Origin of the sequence: Paenibacillus shunpengii, from assembly GCF_042684905.1 — a bacterium.
GTDB classification, from domain to species: Bacteria; Bacillota; Bacilli; order Paenibacillales; family Paenibacillaceae; genus Paenibacillus; species Paenibacillus shunpengii.
In genome coordinates this window covers 2,497,537-2,523,354 of record NZ_JBHUMJ010000002.1, presented here as the reverse complement: position 1 = coordinate 2,523,354, position 25,818 = coordinate 2,497,537, and the positions used below count along the sequence as shown (strand labels likewise).

Sequence of the window (25,818 nt, the reverse complement as noted above, 5' to 3'; positions counted from 1 at the left end):
TGGGTCTGATAGAAGGTGCTTATACTTCAATGGATTTGATGATGCGGGCAGGGTTGCCCCCAACGACGACGTTGTCTGGCACATCCTTGGTGACAACGGCTCCACTGGCAACGACGACGTTATTCCCGATGGTTACCCCTGGATTAATGATTGCGCGGCCGCCGATCCAGACGTTGTCTCCAATGGTAACCGGTTTGCCGAATTCCTCATATCGTTCACAGCGCGACACTGGATCAAGTGGATGCGTTGCCGTGTAAATATGTACACCTGGCGCAAGCAGACAATTTTTACCGATTCTCACCTCGCACACATCAAGGATAACGCAGTCAAAGTTGGCGTAGAAGCCGTCTCCGACATGAATGTTGTATCCATAATCGCAGCGGAAGGTCGATTCCACATAAATATTGTCTCCAACACTTCCAAACAATTTACGAAGCAGATCACTCCGGTGCTCGCGGTCGCTTTCAATAGACTGATTGTAGAGCCGGGTCAGCCTTCTAGCGTGCTCACGATCCTTTGTAAGCTCGGCGTCACCCGCCAAGTATAACTCCCCTGCAAGCATTTTCTCTTTTTCTGTCCTCATGGTGAACTTTCCTCCTGGCGTAATTCATTCAATATATGATTATCGCGAAATATAAGATCTCGTGCAAGGAGGAAGTACGTGAACTCATTCCTTCTTATGACTGCAGCGATGACGGTGATCCCTATGGATTGCTAGTACTGAACACCTTCACTTGTCAAGTCCAGCCATTCTACTTCCTGCTGTGACAGCTGAACGTTGGCCCCTTGATCGCAGGAAGCCAGCTCCGCTGGATTGCGTGCGCCGATCAAGGCACAGGTAGGGTAGTTCTGATTCAGTACATACGCCAGTGCGATCTGAATGACGGTAACGCCTTTATCTTCTGCAAGCTGCTTCGCTCGACGGAGCCGCTCCCAGTTCTGATCATTATAGAACACACGCACAAGATCAGCATCATCCTTGTTATCAGGTGTAAATTTACCAGTGAAAAATCCTCGGGCCTGCGACGACCAGGATAACAGAGGGAGCTGGGTTTCTTCATGCCACTTACTCGTTTCTTGATCGACGGATACACATCCCGGCCAGAAGGGTTCATTCGCCTTGGCAAGACTTAAATTCGGACTGCTGAATGTAAAACCGGCAAGTCCATTGCTTGCCGCATATGCATTCGCTTCCGTAAGACGCTGCCAGCTCCAGTTGGATGCACCTGCGGCTCCAATCCGGCCGGCAGCAATATGCTCATTCAGTGCATCGATGATATGCTCGACAGGAATAGACGGATCATCCCGATGAAGGCCGTACAGCTCGATGTGATCGGTCTGCAGACGCTCCAGGCTGACAGCCAGATCGTGATCAATAGCCTGTTTGTTCACCCGCGGGCCCTGTCTGTCGTGATGAGCCCCCTTTGTGAAGATGGCAATCTTGTCCCGATTGCCTGACTCCTGCAGGTAGCGTCCGATAACCTCTTCACTTTGACCTCCGGTATAGATATGTGCAGTATCGATCGTGTTGCCGCCGATGGCCAAGAATGCTTCAATATTGGTCACGACCTGATCATAATTTTCATGCATGAAATAATCGGAACCTTTAATCAAACGAGAAATAGGCTTCTTTGATCCCTGAATCGAAATATATTCCATAACCGTTTCCTCCTTAAGAGTAATGTGCAGAATTGTTCTTCTTGACTAATTAGAGGGTAATTCTTTCCCGCTTCGTAGCCGAGACAAGAGCGGACTCAACGACTCTCATATTGCGGACGGCATCTGACGGTGTAAATGCAGGTGTACTGCGTTCAAAGACGACATCGGCAAAATGATCGACCATAGCAGAGTATTGATTAATGACCGGCACCTCGATCTCACGTTTGCCCAGCTTGCCATTCACGATAAACCCTGCTTCGCTGTCATGACTGCAAACGAAGGCAGATGGGACTTCAATGGTTCCGTCCGTCCCAAGCACTTCAAGCCGATTTCGGAAGGACGCCCACATACCACAATCGAAGATCAGTGAGACATCATTCGGAAATTCGAGGAAGCCGGAAGTCATCATGTCTACATCCCCGTGCTTCGGCGAGAAGAACGATTGTGCTGTTACGGCATCCGGCTCCAGTCCGGTCAAGAAGCGGGCAGCACTAATTGGATAGCAGCCGACATCATATATAGACCCGCCGCCCATCTCCTTGTTAAAGCGGATGTTGTTTGTACTTTCTCCGCTGTTGAATGTAAAGTTTGCATGGAGACCACGAACGGTGCCGATCTCACCGGAAGCGATTACATCTTTGATCATTTGATATCTGGGATGATGACGATACATGAATGCCTCAGCCAAATGAACGCCTGCTTGCTCACAAGCGATTACCATTCGCTCCGCTTCCTCAGCCGTTAACGCGATGGGTTTCTCACACAGCACGTGCTTACCTGCTTCGGCAGCTTTGATCGTCCATTCCATATGCAGATGGTTCGGCAATGGGATATAGACAGCATCGATGTCGTCTGAGGCAAGCAGCTCTTCATAGCTGCCATAAGCATGTTGGATGTTCAGTTCCTTGGCGGCTTCTTCTGCTTTTGCTTGATCCCGGCTGGCGATCGCAGTGACTTCATTAAACTGGGAGTATTGCAGTCCGGGAATGACGGATTTTCTTCCTATATTGGCAGTGCTGAGTATACCCCATCGAAGTTTTTTACTCATATGCTTTATATCCTCCTGACTAAATATTATGATGATATTGTCATTGTATTGAATTTGGAATGAAATTAAAATAATACGATTTTGTGTTCGAATAACACAATATTGTTCTACATTGGAGGAGTAGGCGATGCAGCGGCAAAGTCACTTGGTCACAACTCAAAATCCTCGGTTTTTTTGTTATCCCGAATCGGTAGGAATGTACAGCGATATGCCTAAACATACGGTGACAAGACAGAAGGGAGCATTAAACAATTTTAATATTCACTATATTGCTTCCGGTAAGGGCTACATCGAAATTGATGGCATGCTGCAGGAGCTTGGTGCGGGTGATGCCTTCTTGTACTTCCCGCTGCAGGAGCAGCGATATTTCAGCAATGAGCAAGAGCCTTGGGACATTCGGTGGGTTCACTTCTATGGAAGCAATATGACAGAATATATGCTGGATCAGGGATTTCAGCATCATCGAATATGGACCCTGCGGAATGGGGCCGAGTGGGAAAAAGCTCATCTCGAGCTATTGACCGAAGCGGAAAATAACAAAATGTTGAATCCTACAATGCTGTCTACGCTTACTTTTGCCGTCGTGACGGAGTTTGTCCATCAGGCTGTCCCGCGCACGGGTAATGGCAGTAAATCCGGAGGATCCATTCAGCGTATTCTAGATCTGCTGCCTGAGCTTCAACAGGAGGCGGTAAAGCCGTTCGAGCTTGAACTGTGGGCAAATAAAGCGGGAGTTAGCGTTCATTATTTTTGCAAATTGTTCCGTAAGGCCATTAATATGACACCTATGGATTTCGTAACCCAGTGCAGACTCCAATATGCGAAGCAGGCGCTACTGGTACAGGAAGAGCGTACAATAGGAGACATCGCCTCAGAAGCGGGGTACCCTAGCAGCAGCTACTTCAACCGCAAGTTTCTGGAGCATGAGGGCGTTACACCCACGGAGTATCGGAGATTATTTGGCAGGACGAATTGAAGGTTTAGGATATTTTCCAATGATTGAGACGCAACTTATGGCGTGCTTTCGCGTTACATTGATATGGCATGACGTTTAATACAACCTGGAAGGAATTTTACTTCTATGAAATTACGAACACTCGTCTTACTATCCATTATCATTGGCTTCTTGCTTGCGGCAATATCACCCATCTTCGATTCCGATGTGATTAAGGATGCAGAACAGTTAAACCATCATGAGCTAGGGCTGCCTTTTCCGTTTCTCGTTCAGCATACGACACTGACACCAATGGAGGACGCTTTTCCATTTGAGCTTGGAATGCTTGATCCAAGAGAGCATCCGAGCAGCATTATTCCTTTTTCATATTTTCTAAATGGATTGTTTTATTCCGGAACGGTTTGTTTAATCTTGTGGATCGCGAACCGAGTGTACATTATCATTCGGAGATAGGAACAGAATAGTAATCGCAATAGAGCCGCTGACTTAAACTGAACTCCCGTTGCTGGACATTCTAACAGCTAGAGGATCAGTTCATTCTAGCGGCTTTTTTCAATATCGTTGTGCGTTTTGTTGTTTCGATATTCTTTTGGGGTCATCTGATGATGTTTTTTAAACGACTGAATAAAGTGATTCACATGATTGAACCCAACCTTCTGGGCAATCTCTGTAATCGTATATTGGGTAGATTCTAGCAGCTCACAGCTTCTTTTAATTCGGTACTCAACCAAATAAGTATAGGGAGTCATATGTATGCTTTTCTTAAAGCTGCGGGTACACTCCGAAATACTTAAATGCGCTACGTCTGCAATTTCCTTCAACGTTATCGTGCTCGTGTAGTGTTGGTGGATATAGCTAAGCATCAATTGCATTCGTTCCTGCTGTAGTTTGTTATGTTTAGAAGACTCTTCTGAAGATACTGAAATATGAGAGATGAAGATAAGCCATAGCTGAACCGTATCTATGGAAATTTCATATTGCCATCCCCACTTTTTTGGTGAATCAAATTTCTTCTTCAGCTTCCAGAGGATTTGCAGGAATTCATTATGCCACGCCTCATTCCCCGGGATCTCAACGGACAGCAGGGAAGAATTCGTGAAGGGAAGAACATGGCTTTTCTCCATCGCACTATTAGAGTAAAAAGCGAGCAGCTTTTCAGGAAAATTAAAACTGACATACTGGCCGTCTGAAGTTAAGTGCGTAACAATATGAAGAACCCCTTTATTAATAAAAATAGCCTGTCCTTCTAGCAAATCATAATTAATTCCATTAATTTGAATTGTTAATTTCCCTCTGGTCACTAAAGTGAATTGCAAGTCCTCATGCCAATGCAGATCATTAAATCCCCGTCCTCGCGGAATTGATTCACGGATGGAATGGGTGTACATAATGTAAGGAAATCTCTCGTCAGGGTATTGGATGGTTTCGTGCAATTGTTTTTTCAATCGTAAGGCTCCTTTAATTGACGATATTTCTATATAATTCAATGATATATTTACACAAAATAGCAAATGGTGATGATATTATTATATCCAGCTTCGGCTTATCTGTGCACAGATAATCAAATTTGTAACTATGATTACTGGGAGGAGCCATGTTAAAACATAATAAACCATCCATGATTTCGCATCCATTTGTTTTGTTGTTTATCAGTATATTATCTGTTTCGATATCTTCCATCATGATCAAATTCTCGGATACACCGACTTCGGTGGCTGGGATGTACAGACTCTTCATCTCCGTTATCATCATGCTCGCGTTCGTTCCGAGGAAACAGCTCGTTTCCATTCAACTGAGTAAAAGAGAAGGCTGTATCGTTCTTCTTGCTGGTGTATTTTTAGGGTTATACTTTTTGTTTTGGATGGAATCACTCGTCTACACCTCTGTTGCAAGCTCTATGGTGATCTTGTCATTGCAGCCGTTATTTGTAATGCTCGGTTCCTATTTTTTGTTCAAGGAACGTGTTAGCCTGCTGACGGTTTTGTGCATGATCATTGCTCTCTTTGGTTCCATCTTCATCGCATGGGGAGACATCAGCATCTCAAGAGAAGCTTTATTTGGAGATGGCTTGTCCTTCATCGGTACCCTGTTCGTGTCCGCTTATTTACTCATGGGCCAAAAAGTAAGCAACAAAATCGATGCCAATGCTTACAGCATTATTGTCTTCTTTATTGGTGGCACAGTGATGCTCATCTATAATTTGTTTCAAAATTATTCACTGGTTCAATATCACCTATCGGACTGGATCTATTTTTTGCTGCTTGCCATTATTCCGACTATTTTTGGCCAATACATTTTTAATATATTGTTGAATTCTATTGGGGCAACTACCGTTTCAGTAGGGATCATCGGAGAGCCGGTGCTCGCCATTATTCTTGCTTATTTCTTCTTGGGGGAAATGATATCAGTGTTTCAGCTGATAGGCGGCATGCTGACTCTAATGGGTATGGGATTGTATTTCTGGTCAAAATCGTTGAAGTACAGTGTTCAGCGTACGAACTGATTTGATGTATAATGATGATCTAACTAACATGAAGAGCCTGTCGTAGGAGTGGAGTTGATTTAATGCTTAAGAAGTTTGGATTTTGGTTACCATTATTCAGTCTATTCGTGTGCTTATATAATGCTATAGGTGAGGATGACAAGAACTTATTACTATATTTCACGAGTCCTCATCTAATGTATATTGAAAGTTACACCTCTATTGGACGTCAATTCGACGGTATGTTAGCCATATACTTAATTAATATCGTCGGATGGCTTGTGATCGGTATAATTATTGATCTTATGGTAAAAGCGATTAAACGGAGATAAAAAATAGGCAGCATTTCAAGCAGGGGGGAAGTTCCACCTATCACTTGAACTGCTGCTATTTTTATCTAAATCGACTCAATCTGCCCCGCGTCAGGCGGGAACCAGAGATACCGCAAATCAACCCATCCTTGAGATCCCGGCCTGATGCCTCGGACAGAGGGAAGGAAGGAGGTCTGAAAGGGACGGTCGTACAAGACGTACAGATGATCCTGTTCGATCAGTTGTTCTTCGATCTGCTGCAGCATACGTAATCTCGCATTGGACTCCCGGGTCAACATTATCCGGTTGAGTCCTTCTATGATGTCTGCTTCAACAGAACACTCTACATGGGAGGATAAAGTTAAGTATAAGTCATGACGACGGAGAGACTCGTCCCTGTCCATTAGGAGAGAGAACAGAATGAGATCCGACTCCATCCGAATAGGACCTTTAAAATCCTCGGGCATAAACACCTTTACTCTGACTTCGTAACCAAATCGCTCTAGGCGCTCCTTAATATTCATCGCGTCAGGTCGATATTGCGGAATCGTGATGAGTACAAGGTAGGTGCCATCTACGGCATCTGGCAGCAGAGCTTCTGGATGGATTGCGGCTCCGATCGGCTCTTCATACTTAATGCACTGAAAAACATGCTTGCGTACATTAGGATCTTTCAGCGGTCCCTGTTTTCTCGTATTGCAGGTAAGCAGCTTGCGTACCGTGGTATGTGAACTATACTGGCTACGGTTCTGCTGAACATGGTTGCTACCAAGCAGTACATGAAAGAGCGGGTCAGCTCCGTCCTGAGCTTCCGTATTCTGTTCCGGCAGTGACCAAGGAATCTGAATAATCTCCACAATGTCCAAGTGAGGACGCGAAATAAAATAAGCCGAGAACGCCTCAAGGATACACATGCTGGAATTAAACTCGGTTACCTTAAAGGGGCCCGTTCCACTGAATCGGATCTCATCGTGTTCTGTTGCTTCGTCCAGGCCGGAGGGAACGATCACAGCCCTGCTTGTACACAAGAACGGCAAAAAGTGCTCATTCGGAGTGTTCAGCGTAAACCTAACACAGGTGCTGCTGAGCGCTGTAACGTACGCGATGGACTGAACGATAAAATTATACAGCAAAGGCTCTTGATGCAGTCTTAATCGCTCAAAGGTGTAAACGATATCGTCAGCAGTGAGCGTTTTTCCGTGATGAAAGTAAACATCCTTGCGCAAATAAAATACCCACGTCATCCGATCCTTACTGACATCATAGTCATGAGCAAGATGAGGGGTGACTTCACCCGTCTCGTTCCGAGTCAGAAGTCCGTCATAGATGTGACTTGCGACAAAAGACTCTGCCAGCAGATTCATAGCCAGCGGGTCCATCGTATGAATTTGCTGACGCAATGGCAGGCGAAGAATATCAATCTGCTCTTTATCCTCGTTCACCTGGGTGTGATGTCCGAAATATCGCATAAGCCATCCTTGTAGACGACCGGGCAATTTTGCAGAATCTGTATATTCCTTAATATCATCCATCACTTTCTTGATCTCATGGCGGTCAATCGCCTTAATCATGGAGATGGCGGCAATCTCCTCTGGATCAACCCGAAATTTAAGCTCAGAGCGCTTACCTCGTCCCCGTTGTGAATGCCACTCAATCCAGCCTTCGGCTTCCATTTTACGAATAATATTAAGGGCATTGCGGTGTGTGCATTCCAGCGTTTCTGCCATCTCATCGAGAGTAATTTGTACGCTTGCTTCGCTTCCATAGTAACCATGCAGTCGTAAAAATTGGGAATGAAGCTTCATTCGTCATTCAGCCCCTTACTAAAATACGAAATTTACATAAGTATATTTTCTATTTATTTTCATATTTTATCACCTAAAATTAGGATTATAAACCTAAAGTTTTGGGGGACGCTCAAATGAAGTTAAATTTACCTGTCATAAAATCACCTGCGCGCAGCTTATTCACACTCCTGGGTGCTGTGATTCTTGCGATCATCCACCAGTATCTGTTCTTCGAACATGCACCTGGACTATCCATTCCTGTATTTATCCTACTGTTCTATAGTTATGTACTGGGATTTGCCGGGGATCGGCTGCACGGACTATCACCCTTTGTTATTTTTTTGTTTGCAGTTATTTTCATGCTGTCGTTAACTTACTTACTCTTTGATAATCCGATATTTTATGTGCTCAATATTCTGATCCTCCCCGTCCTGGTTGCTTACCATGTGACATTGCTGCTGGGTTACAATCCTCAGGTTTGGTGGAAGACTGGAATTATTAAAGATATACTGTCGCATTTAATTCCAAGGACCCTTAGACATATCCCTACTGCCTTTACCAGTGTCACTTCTGCATACTCCAAGCGGGTTAATGAAGGCTCAAGAGCCGTCAGCCGTAAAATCGTATTCGGTCTTGCCATCTCCGCACCGCTTGTCATTATTGTGATCTCCTTGCTGTCTTCTGCTGACGGTATGTTTGAGAGAGTGATGTTCGGTATACCGAGGTGGTTAGATGAAATTACCTATAGTGAAGGATTTTTTCGATTCATGTGGATCTTGTTGTTCACGTTGTTCTTCTTCGGTTATGTATACGGATTTATTCATCCAGTGTCCGTGAGGAAGACAGATCCGGAGACGGCGCATTGGAAAGAAGCAGACATCGCCACTCCTCAAGAAGGAGATCTATCGAAGGGGGAACCTGAGTGGAGATCATTAGCAGAAACAGCGGGTACCAAGGATAGAATATCAGAGAGCGGGCCTGATTCTCATCGCCTTCGACTGGATCCGATTATTGCCTCCACCGTTCTGACGATGGTGAATGTCGTCTACCTGCTGTTCGTTATTCTGCAGTTCACTTATTTATTTGGAGCCTTTGAGGGAGCGCTGCCCGAAGGCATGACTTATGCGGATTATGCAAGAAGGGGCTTTGCCGAGCTGATGCTGGTCGCGCTGCTTAATTTTGGAATTCTGATGGGGGTACTCCTGTATACGGACGATAGTGGCTCAGGCGTACTTCGAATTATTCAAAAAGTGCTGCTCTACATTCTCGTGATCTGTTCGATCATCATTTTGTATTCGGCCTTTTCCAGACTGGCACTGTATGAAGAAGCCTATGGCTTTACTTATCTCCGATATCTCGTGCATGCGTTCATGCTGCTTCTCGCCATACTTATGGTTATTGCCGGCCTGCGGATCCATTTTGAACGAATTCCTCTGGCCAAGTGCTATATTGTCTTCGGGTTTGCAGCGTATGTTGCGATTAATTATGCAGGGATGGACACCTATATTGCCGAGAAAAATATCGAGCGGTACCATATCCACCAAAAGATGGATCCGTATTTCCTTAGCTCATTGTCCATGGATGCTGTGCCTGTGCTCATTGAGTTCAGCAGGGAGTATCCCGAGATTCAAAATGATCTTAAGGCAGACTATAATAGACTGAATGAGAGAGAACAAGCTTGGCCTTCCTTCAACGTAGCCGAATATCGGGCACATCAGGCACTGAAGGCATATTTTGAACAGGAGTAGAGCCATATCTTTCTCTTACAACATATAGATTGCGGGGATATTATCGGATGGCAAATTTGTCAGAAATCGAACAAAACATATTGCAGTCGGCTGAGGTATATGTGAAGCATGAATTGGGGCAGGAGAATACAGGCCATGACTGGTGGCATATTCACCGGGTCGTAAGGTCAGCTGAAAAAATAGCTGCGGCAGAGCATGCGGACATGTTCGTCTGTATGCTTGCTGCCTATCTTCATGACATCGCTGATGAGAAGCTGAATCCTTCCAAAGAGGCAGGAATGGCCAAGGTTGAGAACTGGCTTCAGGAGCATTCGATAGCCGTTAAAGATCGGGAGCATATTCTGGAGATTATCTCCACCATGTCCTACAACGGCGGTCATAACCCGCCAATGCGCACGATCGAAGGTCAAGTGGTTCAGGATGCGGACAGGCTGGATGCGGTTGGGGCGATATCCATTGCCAGGGCGTTTGTCTATGCAGGCGCCAAAGGTCATCTGATCTATGATCCATCCATTAAGCCAAGAGAAGCCATGTCGACAGATCAATATCGCAATGAAGAGAGCACGGCAATTAATCATTTTTATGAGAAGCTTCTGAAATTAAAGGATCTAATGAACACCGAGTATGGACGAAAGCTTGCAGAACAAAGGCATGCCTTCATGGAGCAGTATTTGGAGCAATTTTTTAACGAATGGGAAGGTGAAGTGGTGTAAGCAGTTAAAGGACATATGAAATTGATATAGGTAGTTGCAAATAAATTAGAAGACAGAGGAGCTACATCACAATGGGAGTAGAGATCGAACGCAAATTTATGCTTACAGCCTATCCAATAGCTTTAATACAAGCTGGAGATATCGTCATTATGAAAGAGCAGTTTATAGAACAGACGTATCTGGCGCTGGACGGGGATCAGGAGCTGAGAGCCCGGAAGATAACAGATCTGAGCACAAACGAAGTAGAATATACCCATACCTTCAAGAAAGGGTGGGGCTTGGCACGAGAGGAAGTCGAATACCATATCTCGGAAGGGCTGTACAAGCAGATTATGGAGGCTCACGGGACCATTCCGCTGACGAAGAAGCGAACTACGGCTGCGTGGAATAACAGAGTAATCGAGATCGATGAATATGACCAGATCCAGCTGGCGGTGCTGGAGGTGGAATTCCTGACTCTACAGGAAGCAGAGAATTTCATTGCACCCGAATGGTTCGGCCGGGATATTAGTACGAGCAAGGAGTACAGTAATAAGAAAGTATGGAGTGATCTGCAGAACCGGGGCGAGTAATAGAACATGAGCAGTCTGGAATACATCAGAATTGGTCGTATGCAGGAGATAGAAGTCGGCGAAAGCCGGCTTTTTTCTCATATACACGAACTATCTTGAAACATATTTTATTATTTAGACGTTAAGCTCTATGAGGTTTGAATAAATGGAGGGATATGAAATGAACTCGGGATTCAAAAAAGCAGGTGCGGCCCTTGCTGCCAGCGCCATCCTTTTATCAGCATACTCGGTAGAGCCGACTGCTGTCAGAGCAGAAACGGACATAAAATATGAACTGTATTTGGATTCGAATGAATTAATCAGCGGCAGTACAGTCGTAGACAAGGGATTAGCCTATTTGCCTTTGAAGACAATAGCCGAGCAGCTAGGAGCAAACGTTGTTCAAAACGGAAATCGTATTACAGTAAGAGGCAAGGTGTATTCCTTTGCAATTCGGATTGGAAGCAATACAGCGGTGTTAAATGGTAAAAGTACGAGGATGAAGGGTTCTCCAAGGACAAGGAACGAGGAAGTTTTTGTGCCTGCTAAGTTCTTGGTAGACGCTCTAAAAGGTACGGGTCTGAAATATGAACCTGAAGTGAAAACCATTGTTGCTTCGGATATCTATTCTGGTCACAACAAGAGTCATTACGGAGGTTTGAATTATCGTATTTCTAGTGACGGGAAATTATCAGCAACGAATAGCGAAGGTGTAACAAAACAGCTATATGATTTCCAAACAGAAACATATAATCCACATACCTTCGAATTTACAAAAACAAATCAAGGGCTCATTATCCTAAGGATCACAGATATTTACGGCGAGCCCATGGTTCAACAGCAGGTATTTACCGTGATCATGAAGAACGGTGCAGTAATCAGGCAATCCAAGGTAAATTATTTTAAACGATTCGCAAATAATGCGGCAGTATCTGTGAACGGAAAAGAACTTGTGCTTACCGATGGGATAAAGCTTCGGATATTAGAGGACCATACAGGATCTGTGAAGGAAACCTATGATCTGATCGAGCTCGGCGGAGTAGAGGGTAAATATGCTGTGGAAGCAGTGGAGGATGATTTCTTTTTAATTCGCTCCAATACCAAAGGTCTCCTAACATATATTGATAGGCGGACAGGGGAACGAATTGCACTGTACAAGGAGTTGCTTCCATTAGAAGAGCAGCAATATGCAGATAATAACGATGTCCCCTATTATGGTGATGAAATCTATTTTTTAAGAAGAACAGAACAAAATTTGGAGTTTAAAATTACAGAAGGACTGAGTGGAAAGCAGTATACGAAATCAATAAATATTTCTTCCTTATAGTGCTTCTAGTGTAGTCAAAAGGGCCGCAGTTCAATCCATTTCATATCATTATCAGCAGTCGGTCCGCATCCCGTTTACAAGCAATCGGGTTACCTCAACTCTTTTTATATGTATGTGAAAATAATCACAAATTAACAATAGGATTCATGTTACATTGTAGTCAAGAGATAAGAAGGAGATGAGAGTCATGAGAGAGTTAATGCCCGATCAAATAACCCGCTTGTATTTACAGAACTGTTATACCTGTGAGGATGCTGCATTATGCGCTACAGAAGAAGATTGCCTCAATTGTTGGACAGAGCAGGGCTTGATTGACAACAAGGAAGAAAAAGCAGCGGAGAATACACAGCATTATTTACGGATGATGCACGTGTAATGAATGGAGAGAATGAGCGCTTTAATTAAATATAGGCTGAACAGCAGCTGATCCAAAGCATGGAGGCGTATGCTTACGACGACATGCTTTTTTTTGTTGGCGAAAGCTTCCCCTTATATCCTGGGATTAAAAAGAGTATAATGATAGATATCTAAAGGAGGTGAATCCTTTTGCTATGGTTTGAGCTTCAAGATCTGCATCATTTGATTCCATATTTGGCATCTGCCGGCTTGGTATTTGCCGTTACCTGTGCATCGCTGCTTCATCTGATGGGAAGACTCGAGGAATTTGGGATAAGGCGAACTGCGGAATGGCCGGAATTCATTCCATCTCAGCGCCTGACTGGAGAAAAACGGGCTGTACGCTCCATATTAAGAATGATTCGTAGAATTAAAATTTCTCCTGATGATGATTCAGATGAGTGCCTTCACTCGTTGATAACACGCAAGATCGATCAACGAGGAGGATATCAATGGACAAATCAAAAGGATTCCCTGGACGGACGTTACGGTTATACGGCATTATCGCAAGTGTGCTCATCGCATTATTGTTATCAGGCTGCGGTTCGAATGTAACAGAGATTACGAGTAGTACGCCTGGTTTTTTTAATCATTACATTGTGTTTCCCATATCTTATGTCATAACACATATGGCGGGATGGTTTCAGGGAAGCTACGGGCTTGCGATTATTGTATTGACGATTGTTGTACGCTTGCTGCTGTTCCCGCTCATGCTCAGACAGACGAAATCTCAGCAAAACATGAAGCGTGTGATGAAGGGAATGCAGCCAGAGCTGGATGCGCTCAAGAAAAAATACGAGAATAAGAAAGATCCGGAAAGTGCGCAGAAGATGCAGCAGGAGATGCTTGAGCTCTACAAGAAGCACAAGTTCAACCCGCTTAATATTGGGTGTCTGCCGATTCTAATTCAGCTGCCTATATTGACTGGTGTATATACCGCCATTAGGCTTATGCCGGAAATGAGCAGTCACACCTTCTTGTGGTTCACACTTGGAGAGCCGGATGTGATTCTGGCGATTATTGTAGCGGCGATCTACTTGCTGCAGACCCGAATTTCGATGAAGAACATGCCTGCAGAGCAGCGGAAGCAGTTTGCTATAATGGGCTATATATCTCCGATTATGATGGCGTTCTTCTCGATCAGTGCACCTGCAGCGATTCCATTATATTGGATGGCCGGAGGAACTTTTCTTATTGTTCAGACCCTGCTGTTCCAAAAGCTGTATCCAATGGAGCTTGTTGAAGATGACAGTCCTGCTTCCCCAGCACCCAAGACCAAAGGCACGAACCCGGCTTAATCAGGATAAAGCCCTTTTACTTCGTTTAAGAAGTAGAAGGGCTTTTTTGCTTGAGAAGGATAACGCAGTGTTACTGATCTTATATAAAATCACTTAAATGGTTCTGATCATTCTGACGATATTATATAGAGTCTGCTCTATTATCATGCTCTGATCGACACATTATTGAATACATAGGAGTGAAATAATGATTATTCAAGGGGGTTACAACTACTATATTGTAGTGCTCTCCGTTATTATTGCCATTTTGGCTTCTTATTCTGCGCTCAGTATCACGTCTAAAATATCCAATTCCAAAGGCAAAATGCAGCTATTCTGGCTGTTTGCGGGAGCTCTTGTGATGGGAGCTGGAATATGGTCTATGCATTTTGTCGGAATGCTGGCTTTTCATGTTCACACGGCCGTGAAATATGATGTGTGGCTTACGGTGCTCTCTATGGTGGCGAGTGTCGTTTCCTCCTTTATTGCGTTTTACATCACCAAGCCTCAATATGTCAGCCGGTTGAAAATTGCATTCGGTGGGTTCTTCATGGGCAGCGGGATCATTATGATGCACTATGTCGGGATGGAAGCCATGATTATGCCGATGGACATCAGCTATGATCCCGTGCTCTGGATCCTGTCCGCCATCATCGCTTATGCCGCATCGTATGCAGCGCTGTTCTTGTTCTTGAAATTCCGGAATCAAGCCTCTGCCAGCTGGTTGAAATGGGTATCCTCCATCGTCATGGGCTTTGCGGTCTGCGGAATGCATTACACAGGTATGAAGGCCGCTACATTCACAGGTCATGAACAGATGCCGATACATGATCACGCAGCTTCGGTGGATTTGTTTTTACTATACGGCGTGACGGTATCAACATTCATTATTTTACTAGTGTCATGGTGCGCCTTATTTCTTGACCGCCATGTGCTTGAGAGAATGGCCTACGAGGACAGTCTTACAGGGCTGCCTAATCGTAATGAGATGAATCGATTCTTTGATACCTATGCAGATGATGAAGAGCTGGCGGTGTTATTTCTGGACTTGGATCAGTTCAAAGCGATTAACGATACACTGGGGCATGACATCGGTGATCTGCTCATTCAGGAGGTAGGGTCTCGCTTAAAACCGTTTTCAAATGTTGATCTGCAGGTTTTTCGAATCGGTGGAGATGAGTTCTTGTTCATTATTAAAAATTGCAGCCTACAGCAAGCAGAAGCTTATGCGGAGAGGATTATCAAAGAAATTAAGAAGGTTCATCGAATTGAAGGAAATGAGCTCTATGTGACGGGCAGTATTGGAATCAGTGTCGGATCTATTCAGCATACAGAACGGTCTAGTCTGCTGAAAAATGCGGATACCGCTATGTACAAGGCCAAAGGACTCGGCAAGAACCAGTACTGCATCTATACGGAGGATATGGGTGTCAAAGAAGTAAGGAAGATGGAGCTGGAGAAGGATTTGCAGCTTGCAATCGAGCAGCAGCAGTTCTATATGGTGTACCAGCCGAAGTGTAATGTGAGGACGAACAGCTTGGTCGGATTTGAGGCATTGATTAGATGGCAGCATCCTCGATTAGGCCAGATATCTCCAGGTGAATTCATTCCGATTGCCGAAGAGACAGGACTTGTGATACCGATGACCAAGTGGGTGCTGTTAGAAGCTTGCCGCCAGTGTAAAGAATGGCAGTCACAGGGGATTTATCAGCCCATCTCGGTCAATTTATCGGTTCGGTTGTTTCAGACCGATAATCTGACGGAGTTAATCCCATGGGTGCTACAGGAGACTGGGCTTGAGCCAGAAATGCTTGAGCTCGAAATTACGGAGTCTATGGTCTTCCACGATATCAATGATATCATCCTGCAGCTGCATCGAATTCGAAATACAGGAGTCCGTATCTCCATGGATGATTTTGGCACAGGATATTCTTCAATAGGCTTGCTGGACCGACTTCCTATTGATACATTGAAGCTCGATCGTCTATTCACTTACGATCTGGACACGCCCAGCAAACGTGCGATTGTTCACGCTATTATATTGATGGCGGAGAAACTCCATCTCGAAGTCATCGCAGAGGGTGTAGAGAACGAGGAGCACATCGAGTTCCTAACTGAGCTTGGATGTTATGTCATGCAAGGCTATTACTATGGAAAACCGATGAAGAATGAGCAGATTGGAGAGTGGATTCAAGACTTCCAAGTACCGGAGAAAGTGAGTAGTTAAGTATTCATAGAGACTGCCATCATATGACGGTCTTTCTTTTTTAAATGGAGCTAACAACTTTCAATATAGACGAAACGTCTTTACTCTAGGGAGGGATTAGTGTGAACGAGAATGAGGGATCTGAAAAATTTAGCAAATTCGTATTATGGGTCTTCATTAGCACCATAGCTGAAATAATTACCTTGTATGTTCTTAGCTCAATGAATCCACACGATGACGGTTTTAATGCCTATTTTCGTTCGGTTAGCGGCTTCTTTTCTTTCTTTATAGGGTTGATCATTCCACTTACGATAATTATATTTCTATTCTTTTTTGTAATGCTGCTGCTGCATGACCGACTGAGAGGATTATCACGGCTGATTATAATCTTCTACTATTTATTTATATGCGTACTTTCAGGGTTATTACTGTACTTCGTATTCGATCCGAATTGGTATATGCTCTACTTGAGTTCATTCATTCCACCAGTCTTATTTGGTATTGTTCTAGAGAAGGGATGGTTGAGATAAACTTAAGAGCTAGGTTACTAGATTAGGAGTTCATTGTATTATTAGGAAGTTAGACATCATGCATTATTTTTGTAGAAGCACTGTGATGGTTGTTGAACAGATAATCTGGTTGTCTGAAGTTCGTAGATATTGGTTGTGTGAGGAAATTTCTGAATTTCTGAGATAAGAGAGTCATAGGAAATCAATTAAAGATCGGATAAAACAAATAAAAAATAAATACAGAGGGGATTAAAGAATGAATCCAATACTAATTGACTTTCCAAACCAATTTACAACAGAAAGGCTATTGATCAGAATACCTCAACCTGGTGATGGCAAAATAGTGTACGAAAGTATAATCTCATCGATCAATAAGCTCAAGCAATGGTTACCTTTTGCACAATACGAACAAAGTGAACTGACAATTGAAGCAAATTTACGAGAAGCACATGTAAAGTTTATTAAGAGAGAAGATCTGAGATTTCTGATATTTGATAAAGAAACTAACCAATTCATTGGTTCATCTGGATTGCATAGGCCAGATTGGGAGATTGGTAAATTCGAAATCGGTTACTGGATTGATACGCGTAAGAGTGGAAATGGATATATGACTGAAGCAGTGCAAGGGATAACAAATTTTGCCTTTACAGAGTTGAAGGCTAGAAGAGTAGAAATTCGTTGTGATACTTTAAATTATAAAAGTAAGGCTATTCCAGAACGGATAGGCTTTCAATTAGAAGGTACATTAAGATGTGATGATTTATCAGTAGATAAAAGTCAAACAAGAGATACTCATATATATGCTCTAGTTAGTTCGGATATCTAATATTGAAGTGGGACAAAAGTGGTATGAAATTCTCTTAAATTAGAAAACCTGACGTTATACCACATGAGGGATTTACTGAGTGGGAACTAATTCCTTGGTGCTGGTTACAGGTTGCTGAAGGAACACCTACTGAAGGTAATGGTCCATTACATTTGGGAACAACAAATAGTGATTAATAAGATGGACAAATAGGATTATAACTTGTAGAAGGCAGGAACTGTTTATAACAACATACTCACGACGGTGGAAATATCTGAAATTGAAAGCTATAATATTCCATATATTTCATGGAGAGGGGACCATTCATGAACCAAAAACCGTCAAAAGAAGAATACGCCGGAGACATCGGTGAGTATATCCGGTTAGTGCCAGAAGGCAGCATCATTGACATCCTGCTCGCACAGGAGAAGCAAATGACGGAGCTGCTGTCATCCTTGACAGAAAGCCAGGGTACTTATCAGTATGCCGAAGGAAAATGGACGCTTAAAGAAGTCGTGGGCCACATTGTGGACTCGGAGCGGGTCATGACGTATCGCCTGCTCCGGTTTGCAAGAGGGGACCAGACACCTCTGCCCGGGTTCGACCAGGAAGTGTTCATTCCTCCTTTTGGAGGCTGGACAATTGCGCAATTGGCCGAAGACTACAAGGCTGTAAGACAAGCAACGATCACGCTGCTACGCGGGCTGCCGGTGGAGGCTTGGTCTCGTAAGGGAACGGCCAACGACGTAAACATAACGGTGCGCGCTCTCGCGTACGGTATTGCGGGACATGAACTCCACCATATGGGGATCATCCGCACTCGGTACTTAAGTTAGTTGTCCAGAAGATCGGGACGGAAGCTGCATAAATGGCTTCCGTCCTATTTTGTATGCGTTCCTTCCCTACCCATTTCTAGAGAGTCGTTAGTCGTCATAGGTTTTCTGGATTTATTCAATTTCTAACGGCAATTCACTAAGTCTACCGCTTTGTCCTCATGTGGATACCGTAAAGCTTAGGATACTTAAATAAACATAGGCTATCTTAATAATACATTATATTAAGAGGTATGGGGCGATGTTATTCTCAATATGTGGAGTAAATGAATAGCAAAAGGAGGGGGTTAAGATAAAAGGAGGGTAAGCAAGGTCTTACTAGAGTCATAGGAAAATTATTAATTAGAATTATTTACCAGGAGGGAAAAGCGGTGTATCGTATTCAAACCGATGATAATCAATTGTCCGTATATAATCATAATTTGTTTTTTCATAAGATCATTCCGAGTATTCTGTTAGATGATGAAGTTGAGATTGACCTGACTTTAGTGGAAACGGAGATTACAAATCATTCAGAGGAGCTTCACTCTTATGTGATTCACTATAGCAATGCTGCTGAGAAGATTAATCTATCTATTCAGATGGATACTTATAAAGATGGTCTTATAGCCTATATAAAATCAAATCTCCCTATCGATTCATTTAAAAATACGAGAACATTCTTATCTAACTGTTCTATAAAATTAAGAGTAAGTAATCTTGACGTCAGTGAAGGATTTATGGCGAATTATTTGTTCTCCAAATGGTGGACAAGACCTCAATTCGGTAAACATGTCTCAAATCTGAAGCCCAAAACCCAGTCTCTATTATGGAAATGTAATTCTGAATATCATCACTTATTACCTTTAACGGACGACCAGAATAAAACCGAATTGTCTTCAGACGGAGAAGAATTAATAATAAGTATTTGTCCTTACTCCGGGGGTTTAACTAATATTTCTTCAACTCTCTTTGTTCTTGGAAAAGGAGATGATCCTTATGAGTTAACGAGAGAGACCACAGAGAGAGGCTTTGATGTATTAAATTCTTGTGGTAAGCCTGCTAAGGATCGGAAGTTTCCGAACATTCTTGAATATCTTGGCTGGTGTACTTGGGATGCATTTTATCACGAAGTTGATTCAGAAAAGATTATAAAAAAGGCAAGAGAGTTCAAACAAAAGGAATTACCAGTAAAGTGGCTGATGATTGATGATGGCTGGTCAGAGACTAAAGACAATAAACTACTGTCATTCAGAGAAGAAGCAGCGAAATTCCCAAGTGGACTCAAGAAAACAATCAATATATTAAAAAGTGAATATGACTTTCTAAAGGTTGGAGTTTGGCATGCTTTCACTGGTTATTGGCAAGGTATTCATCCAGATAGTGATTAGGTTGCTACTATGAAGGACAGCTTATATAAGACAAATAGCGGTAGAATCTTCCCTTCACCAGTGGAACAAAAAGGGTTTGCGTTCTGGAGCGAATGGCATAATTATCTCAAAAAACAAGGCGTCGATTTTGTAAAAGTAGATAACCAAAGTGCACTTCTTGATTATGTGAAGTACCAGATGCCAATTGGAGAAGCTGCCAAAAATGCTCACGAATCACTAGAAGCATCCGTTGGACTCCATTTTGGAAGCACTATTATTAATTGTATGGGTATGTCTTTGGAACAGCTATGGCATAGACCGATGACAGCCGTATCAAGGAATAGTGATGACTTCTACCCGAATAAGGAACAAAATTTTAAAGAGCACGCCATGCAGAATGCATATAATTCACTCTATCATAGGAACTTTATATGGGGAGATTGGGATATGTGGTGGACCCAGCACGAACATGCTGTAAATAATGCGGTCTTACGGGCGGTTAGTGGAGGACCTGTATATATTAGCGATCCTCTTGAAGCAACGGATGCGAAACAACTGTGGCCCCTGATCTTGTCAGACGGCAGGGTGCTTCGATGTGATCAAGGCGGTGTTTCTACGGAAGATTGCATCATGAGAGATCCTAATGAGGAAGCAATTCCACTAAAAATTTGGAATACCTCAGGTGAATCGGCAGTGATTGCTGCCTTCAATGTTAATCTTTATCAACTTGATGTTAGAGGTGAGGTCGGACCAAAAGATATACCGAGCTTGAAAGGCAATGATTTTATCATATTCGATCACTTTGAACAGAAAGCGTATCGGTTAGACCATAGTTCAACTCTTCCCCTCACATTAAAAGATAATGAAGTGAAGATATTTGTACTTGTGCCCATAAAAGAAGGTTTTGCTTCCTGTGGACTTTTGGATAAGTACACATCAACAGCGGCAATAGAGAAGCAATACGATTATGGAAACAGAAAAGTAGTTATATTAAAAGGCGGGGGAGGCTTGTTTGGTTTTTATTCTCAAAAAGAACCAAAAGAAGTTCTGGTATGTGGTCAGCCGGTCAATGTTCACTTGTTAGATCAATTATACACCGTTCATATAGAAGCAGTTGAATCAGAAGTTCTTATAGAAATTGTAATCGATTAAGCAGAAGATTTTTTAACTAAGGGGGATGGGATTGGATGAACAAAAATAAAATATTACCTTTTGAAAGTGAGTTTTTCATAGGTTGTAATTATTGGGCTTCTCATGCTGGTACTGCAATGTGGTCCAATTGGCAAGAGAGTATTGTTGATGAAGATCTTCAACAGATGGCACAAGAGGGGATAGAAGTCATAAGAGTATTCCCCCTCTGGCCCGACTTTCAGCCAATCGATATGCTCTATGGTGTGGAGGGTCAAGAAAGGGGTTACCGATTTGGTGAAGAGCGATTCTTAGATAATGAAGCAGAAAAAGCAGGCGTATCAGAAGAGATGATGGGACGGTTTGTTAAGTTCACTGAGCTCGCAGAAAAACACGGTATTAAGTTAATCGTCGGCTTAATTACTGGATGGATGAGCGGGAGGTTATTCGTTCCTCCTGCATTACGTGGAAGATCTATTCTTACAGATCCAAGATCAATCCAATGGCAAGTCAGATTCATTAAATATTTTATTAAAAAAATGAAATATTCGAACGCAATTATTGCCTGGGACCTGGGGAATGAATGTAATTGCATGGGTACGGTTAACACAAGAGAAGAAGCATGGTTATGGACATGCACGTTGTCTAATGCGATAAAATCTTCAGACCCTGTCCGACCTCTAATCTCAGGCATGCATAGTTTATCACCAAATGGAAAATGGACAATGCAGGATCAAGGGGAATTAACCGATATCCTGACAACACATCCATACCCGTTGTGGACTCCTCATGTTGGGGTCGATCCTATCAATACGATTAGGCCAATTGTTCACGCAACTGCGGAAAGCTTATATTATGCTGATCTTGGGGGAAAGCCTTGTTTTGCTGAAGAAATTGGAACAATGGGTCCCATGATTTCAAGTGAACAAATTGCGGGTGATTTTGCTCGTGCAAGTCTGTTCTCATTATGGGCTCATGGCTGTCATGGAATGGTATGGTGGTGTGCCTACGATCAGACGAAATTAAATGCTGCTCCTTATGATTGGGTTGCCGTTGAAGGAGAGTTAGGCCTTATTACTGAAGATCGAAGAGTTAAACCCGTGCTAAAGGAAATGAACCGTTTAAACCAGGTCATTAAGAACCTTCCATTTGAAGAATTACCTCCAAGAAATATTGATGCTGTTTGTATTCTTAACACCAATCAAGATCACTGGGCAGTTGCCTTAGGTGCATTTACTTTATCAAAACAAAGTGGGTTTGATCTTGAATTCCAATTGGAAGACCAGCCCTTAAAAGAATCAGATGTTTATATTCTTCCAAGTGTAAGTGGCTTTGACGGAATTCCTAAGCAACGCTGGAACGATTTACTTGACCGTGTGTATAAAGGTGCAGCTTTATTTATTACCCTTGCAGATGGATTTTTACTCGATTTTGAGCAGCTTACAGGTCTTTCTGTGCAAACTCGGAGTCATCGCAGAGGAAGTGAAACCTTAACAATATTAGGTGATCCTCAAACATTTGAACTAGAGCTGAACAATCCTATTAAACTCAGCCTAAAGTCCATAGGTGCAGAAATTCTAGGTACAGAAAGCGATGGAAACATATGTTTCTCAAAATCCAAATATGGAGAAGGAACCGTATTCTTACTGACGTATCCTATTGAGAAGTATGCTGTTGAAAGTAAGGAGTCGCTCTATTACCCTGAACAATATCCTTATTGGAAGATCTATAGAGAGGTGTACAGCCACTTTGAACATAAGAGAGTTGTTAAAGTGGATTGTCAGGATATTGGAATAACAGAACATCCTATAAATGAATTGGAGCGCATCGTTATATTGGTGAATTATAGTCCTGAAGATAAGAAGATTCCGCTTCACATGGTAGATGGATGGCATATAAATGCAACGTATTATGGTGAAATTGTAGAATTGCCGGATGGACAACAAATTAGTGAACTACCAGCGAATGAAGCTGTAATAATTAGTGTAAGCTCCTAAACTTATATAGGGGATGATTGAAGTGTACTGTACACCAGATTATATAGAGGCAACACGTATTACTCTTCCCAGCGGTAAGCGGATTCCATTCGGATGGGAGGCAGCTCCCATTGGTTCCGATCCCGATAGGGTAACTCAATTACATTGGAACGTTCCTGGGGATTACATGCAATCAAGTACTAGATTCCGATTAACGGTAGCAATAGATGTTAGAGAAGAGAAAATGGTGCAGATCTATAGCCTGGCTTCCAAAAAAGTGCTTGGATATCTTGATATCCGATTCTCTTCAGTTTTTCAAACCTATGAGGTTATCTTCACTCAAGAAGATACATTAGTAGCAATTAGGGAAGGCGTAGGTCTTAAATTAATTAAGGGCAGTGAGCCTTTGTGGTTCTTTACAGACGGGAGCGATAAAGCTTCTATTGAGCTTGTATTCAAACCACATCTTCTGACAGAAACAAAACAAGGTAATATAACCAACTTTCGTAATCGCTTTGCATCCTTAGCAAGTATACAGCAATTTGGCTGGATGGAGGGATGTGTACTAGATGGACTAATGGATTTAGGATATAGCGAAACTGCAAAATCTCATTTGGATTTATATGTGAGCACGGAGCTAGATAAATTGATCTATGAAGATCCTAGAAGTCAGCCTGTAGATGGACAATTTTACGGTATTGAATCATTGCTCCCAATTGCCATCATGGCCAAAATATATCCGCAAAATCCAATTCTATATCAAGCTATAAATTATATGAATAGCAGGAAGAACAAAGAGGGGGCTATCCAGGATAAGAGTGAAGTTTCTTGTGAAGGGAACTACACGATAGCCTACCCTTTAGCTTGTTTGGCGAATACCCTTGATGATAGTCAGTTAGCAGAAGAATCATTATTACAATTAGCCGTGAGAAGGAAATTGCTCTGGAAAGAACACACTTTATATCTGCGCTTTTTAGAAAATGGTTCGCATACTTTCAAAAACTGGGGAAGAGCTTATGTATGGTATCTGTTAGGGATTGCCCGCACATTCAAAGAGCTGAAAAGTCAGAATCGGCTGTCGGAAGCTTCTGAAGAATATTGGAAAGAAGAATTCATTCGTGCTTGGAATGTGGCCTGGTCTTATAGAAATAATAAAGGGTTATGGTTCTGTTATGTTGATGATTCGGGTACGGGAGTCGAAATATCTACTTCCGCAGGAATCGCTGCAGCTACAGCTCTAGGTATTGAACTGAAATATCTATCGAGTTCATACCAGCCAGAGTTAAAGAGAACCTTAAATTCGCTCCTCACCTTCCTTACTCCAGATGGATTAATTACGGGGACTTCTCAAGGTAATAAGGGAGGAGAGGATTTGCAAAGGAATGGGTACAGAGTACTTTCACAAGTAAGCATGGGGCTGCTAGCTCAGTTGATCAATGCTTTAGAAGAACTGGACAGCAATAAGTAAACTAAATTTGTTATTGAAAGGAAACAAGCTAGCCGATGGTGACGTACACCATCGGCTTTTTTTGACGGGGTCTCTGCTTCATCATTTACATTTCATTCCTTCTGACACTTTATAGTAAGACGTTATTTTAACCCTTTCCTGGTTAACAGCATTTTTGCAAAGACTCGTAAGATAGCCAAACCCTTGCTGCGTCTAGATTTATCGATTGTTATCAAAACAATCTTATTGCGGAAAGTAACCGGGGTAGACTACATTCTATAACACGGAAAGCGATTACAAACTAAAAAGGAATGAGGTTGGTACTTATGAATGTTATTTACGACATGGGAGCAGAGCCTCCGGATACGACGATATTACAGCAAAAGCGCAGGGTAAAAATATGGTTGAGACTTAAGCAGGATAAGTACCTTTACCTTTTAGGTTTACCCGGATTCATTGCGCTAATTGTGTTTAAGTTCTTTCCTATGTACGGTATCCTTATTTCCTTCCAAGATTATTCTCCATTCTTAGGGTTTATGAAGAGCGAGTGGGTCGGTTTAGAACATTTTGAACGACTGTTTTCAGATCCAGACTTTCCGGTTCTGCTTCGGAATACACTAGCCATTAACCTCATGGGCTTGATCTTCTTTTTCCCAATACCGATCATCCTTGCTTTAATGTTAAACGAAGTAAAAAGGGAAGTCTTCAAGCGTACAATTCAATCCATTGTGTATTTGCCGCACTTTTTGTCTTGGGTTATTATCGCTAGTTTGACCTTCACATTCTTCGCGACGGGGGAAGGCCTCATTAATAAAATGTTGCTTCAGCTTGGCTTTTCTCCGATGGATTGGTTAACGAATCCGAATTATTTTTGGGCCATGCTGACAGGCCAGAGCATATGGAAAGAAGCCGGTTGGGGAACTATTCTATTCTTAGCTGCCATTGCTGGTGTGGATCCTCAGCTCTATGAAGCGGCTCGGATGGATGGAGCCAGCAGATTTAGACAGATGTGGCATATTACACTCCCTGCAATTCGCAACGTCATTATTATCCTCTTGATTCTTAGAATGGGCAATATGATGGATGTCGGACTTGAGCAGGTATTCTTAATGCAAAATAGTTTGGTATCCGAAGTATCTGATGTATTTGATACATACGTATATCGTGTCGGGATTCAACAATCCGAATTCAGTTACAGTACCGCAGTTGGTTTGTTTAAATCTGTGGTCGGATTGATTCTTATTCTAGGATCTAACTGGCTGGCCAAGAAGTTCGGGAACGAAGGATTCTTCTAACAATTGCAGAAAGGGG

Annotated in this window: 21 protein-coding genes and 2 pseudogenes; 18 read left to right on the top strand and 5 right to left on the bottom strand. The window is 42.8% G+C overall.

Features of this window, described 5'->3' with window-relative positions:
- Positions 1-19: 19 nt before the first annotated feature.
- From ACFSVM_RS11790 to ACFSVM_RS11780, 3 genes are all read right to left on the bottom strand, one after another.
- Positions 20-583: a maltose acetyltransferase domain-containing protein gene (locus tag ACFSVM_RS11790; protein WP_076313761.1), complete on the bottom strand. Its 564-nt coding sequence runs from the start codon at positions 581-583 to the stop codon at positions 20-22.
- A gap of 131 nt (positions 584-714) precedes the next feature.
- A complete protein-coding gene (locus ACFSVM_RS11785; protein WP_076313762.1) occupies positions 715-1,659 on the bottom strand; it encodes an aldo/keto reductase in 945 nt (314 codons plus the stop codon).
- A gap of 49 nt (positions 1,660-1,708) precedes the next feature.
- The gene (locus tag ACFSVM_RS11780; protein WP_076313763.1) at positions 1,709-2,707 is read right to left on the bottom strand and encodes a Gfo/Idh/MocA family protein; all 999 of its coding nucleotides are present in this window, start codon (positions 2,705-2,707) and stop codon (positions 1,709-1,711) included.
- A gap of 127 nt (positions 2,708-2,834) precedes the next feature.
- Here ACFSVM_RS11780 and ACFSVM_RS11775 point away from each other — a divergent pair, with 127 nt between their 5' ends.
- Complete coding sequence (locus ACFSVM_RS11775; RefSeq protein WP_090724333.1) at positions 2,835-3,683, top strand: AraC family transcriptional regulator; 849 nt, start codon at positions 2,835-2,837, stop codon at positions 3,681-3,683.
- Between the two features lie 105 nt (positions 3,684-3,788).
- Positions 3,789-4,115: a hypothetical protein gene (locus ACFSVM_RS11770; RefSeq protein WP_379262277.1), complete on the top strand. Its 327-nt coding sequence runs from the start codon at positions 3,789-3,791 to the stop codon at positions 4,113-4,115.
- Between the two features lie 86 nt (positions 4,116-4,201).
- On the opposite strand, the gene ACFSVM_RS11765 is transcribed toward ACFSVM_RS11770, so the two are convergent.
- Entirely contained in the window at positions 4,202-5,107 is a 906-nt protein-coding gene (locus tag ACFSVM_RS11765) for a helix-turn-helix domain-containing protein (RefSeq protein WP_379262275.1), read from the bottom strand.
- Between the two features lie 149 nt (positions 5,108-5,256).
- On the opposite strand from ACFSVM_RS11765, the gene ACFSVM_RS11760 reads away from it, so the two are divergent.
- Complete coding sequence (locus tag ACFSVM_RS11760; protein ID WP_076313767.1) at positions 5,257-6,165, top strand: DMT family transporter; 909 nt, start codon at positions 5,257-5,259, stop codon at positions 6,163-6,165.
- 376 nt (positions 6,166-6,541) lie between these two features.
- Here ACFSVM_RS11760 and ACFSVM_RS11755 read toward each other — a convergent pair whose 3' ends face one another.
- Entirely contained in the window at positions 6,542-8,260 is a 1,719-nt protein-coding gene (locus tag ACFSVM_RS11755) for an ABC transporter substrate-binding protein (RefSeq protein ID WP_379262273.1), read from the bottom strand.
- A gap of 116 nt (positions 8,261-8,376) precedes the next feature.
- Here ACFSVM_RS11755 and ACFSVM_RS11750 point away from each other — a divergent pair, with 116 nt between their 5' ends.
- The 15 genes and pseudogenes from ACFSVM_RS11750 to ACFSVM_RS11680 all read left to right on the top strand — a co-directional run bounded on the left by ACFSVM_RS11750 (position 8,377) and on the right by ACFSVM_RS11680 (position 25,802).
- Positions 8,377-9,990: a DUF4153 domain-containing protein gene (locus ACFSVM_RS11750; RefSeq protein ID WP_379262271.1), complete on the top strand. Its 1,614-nt coding sequence runs from the start codon at positions 8,377-8,379 to the stop codon at positions 9,988-9,990.
- A gap of 47 nt (positions 9,991-10,037) precedes the next feature.
- The gene (locus ACFSVM_RS11745; protein WP_379262269.1) at positions 10,038-10,703 is read left to right on the top strand and encodes an HD domain-containing protein; all 666 of its coding nucleotides are present in this window, start codon (positions 10,038-10,040) and stop codon (positions 10,701-10,703) included.
- Between the two features lie 71 nt (positions 10,704-10,774).
- Complete coding sequence (locus ACFSVM_RS11740) at positions 10,775-11,275, top strand: CYTH domain-containing protein (protein WP_379262267.1); 501 nt, start codon at positions 10,775-10,777, stop codon at positions 11,273-11,275.
- Between the two features lie 160 nt (positions 11,276-11,435).
- Complete coding sequence (locus tag ACFSVM_RS11735) at positions 11,436-12,581, top strand: copper amine oxidase N-terminal domain-containing protein (protein WP_379262265.1); 1,146 nt, start codon at positions 11,436-11,438, stop codon at positions 12,579-12,581.
- Positions 12,582-12,768: 187 nt separating this feature from the next.
- On the top strand, positions 12,769-12,957 hold the full coding sequence (locus ACFSVM_RS11730; protein WP_076313774.1) for a hypothetical protein: 189 nt from the start codon (positions 12,769-12,771) through the stop codon (positions 12,955-12,957).
- A gap of 170 nt (positions 12,958-13,127) precedes the next feature.
- Entirely contained in the window at positions 13,128-13,532 is a 405-nt protein-coding gene (locus ACFSVM_RS11725; RefSeq protein ID WP_143757742.1) for a hypothetical protein, read from the top strand.
- Complete coding sequence (gene yidC, locus ACFSVM_RS11720) at positions 13,430-14,275, top strand: membrane protein insertase YidC (RefSeq protein ID WP_076313775.1); 846 nt, start codon at positions 13,430-13,432, stop codon at positions 14,273-14,275. Before ACFSVM_RS11725 ends, yidC begins: the two co-directional genes overlap by 103 nt.
- Positions 14,276-14,462: 187 nt before the next feature.
- Positions 14,463-16,481, top strand: a complete 2,019-nt coding sequence (locus ACFSVM_RS11715) for a bifunctional diguanylate cyclase/phosphodiesterase (RefSeq protein ID WP_379262262.1) — start codon at positions 14,463-14,465, stop codon at positions 16,479-16,481.
- A 744-nt stretch (positions 16,482-17,225) separates the two neighbouring features.
- Complete coding sequence (locus ACFSVM_RS11710; RefSeq protein WP_076313778.1) at positions 17,226-17,795, top strand: GNAT family N-acetyltransferase; 570 nt, start codon at positions 17,226-17,228, stop codon at positions 17,793-17,795.
- Positions 17,788-17,962 (top strand): annotated as a pseudogene (locus ACFSVM_RS11705) (VOC family protein); the annotation flags it as partial. The gene ACFSVM_RS11710 and the pseudogene ACFSVM_RS11705, both read left to right, overlap by 8 nt.
- Positions 17,963-18,100: 138 nt before the next feature.
- On the top strand, positions 18,101-18,610 hold the full coding sequence (locus ACFSVM_RS11700; protein ID WP_076313779.1) for a DinB family protein: 510 nt from the start codon (positions 18,101-18,103) through the stop codon (positions 18,608-18,610).
- 578 nt (positions 18,611-19,188) lie between these two features.
- A pseudogene (locus ACFSVM_RS11695) lies at positions 19,189-21,108 on the top strand (Sip1-related alpha-galactosidase).
- Positions 21,109-21,143: 35 nt separating this feature from the next.
- Positions 21,144-23,081: a glycoside hydrolase 5 family protein gene (locus ACFSVM_RS11690; protein ID WP_379262259.1), complete on the top strand. Its 1,938-nt coding sequence runs from the start codon at positions 21,144-21,146 to the stop codon at positions 23,079-23,081.
- 22 nt (positions 23,082-23,103) lie between these two features.
- Positions 23,104-24,528 (top strand): glycoside hydrolase family 88 protein, encoded by a 1,425-nt coding sequence (locus ACFSVM_RS11685; RefSeq protein WP_379262257.1) that lies wholly within the window; start codon positions 23,104-23,106, stop codon positions 24,526-24,528.
- 323 nt (positions 24,529-24,851) lie between these two features.
- Positions 24,852-25,802: an ABC transporter permease gene (locus ACFSVM_RS11680; RefSeq protein WP_379262988.1), complete on the top strand. Its 951-nt coding sequence runs from the start codon at positions 24,852-24,854 to the stop codon at positions 25,800-25,802.
- The last annotated feature ends 16 nt before the right edge of the window (positions 25,803-25,818 follow it).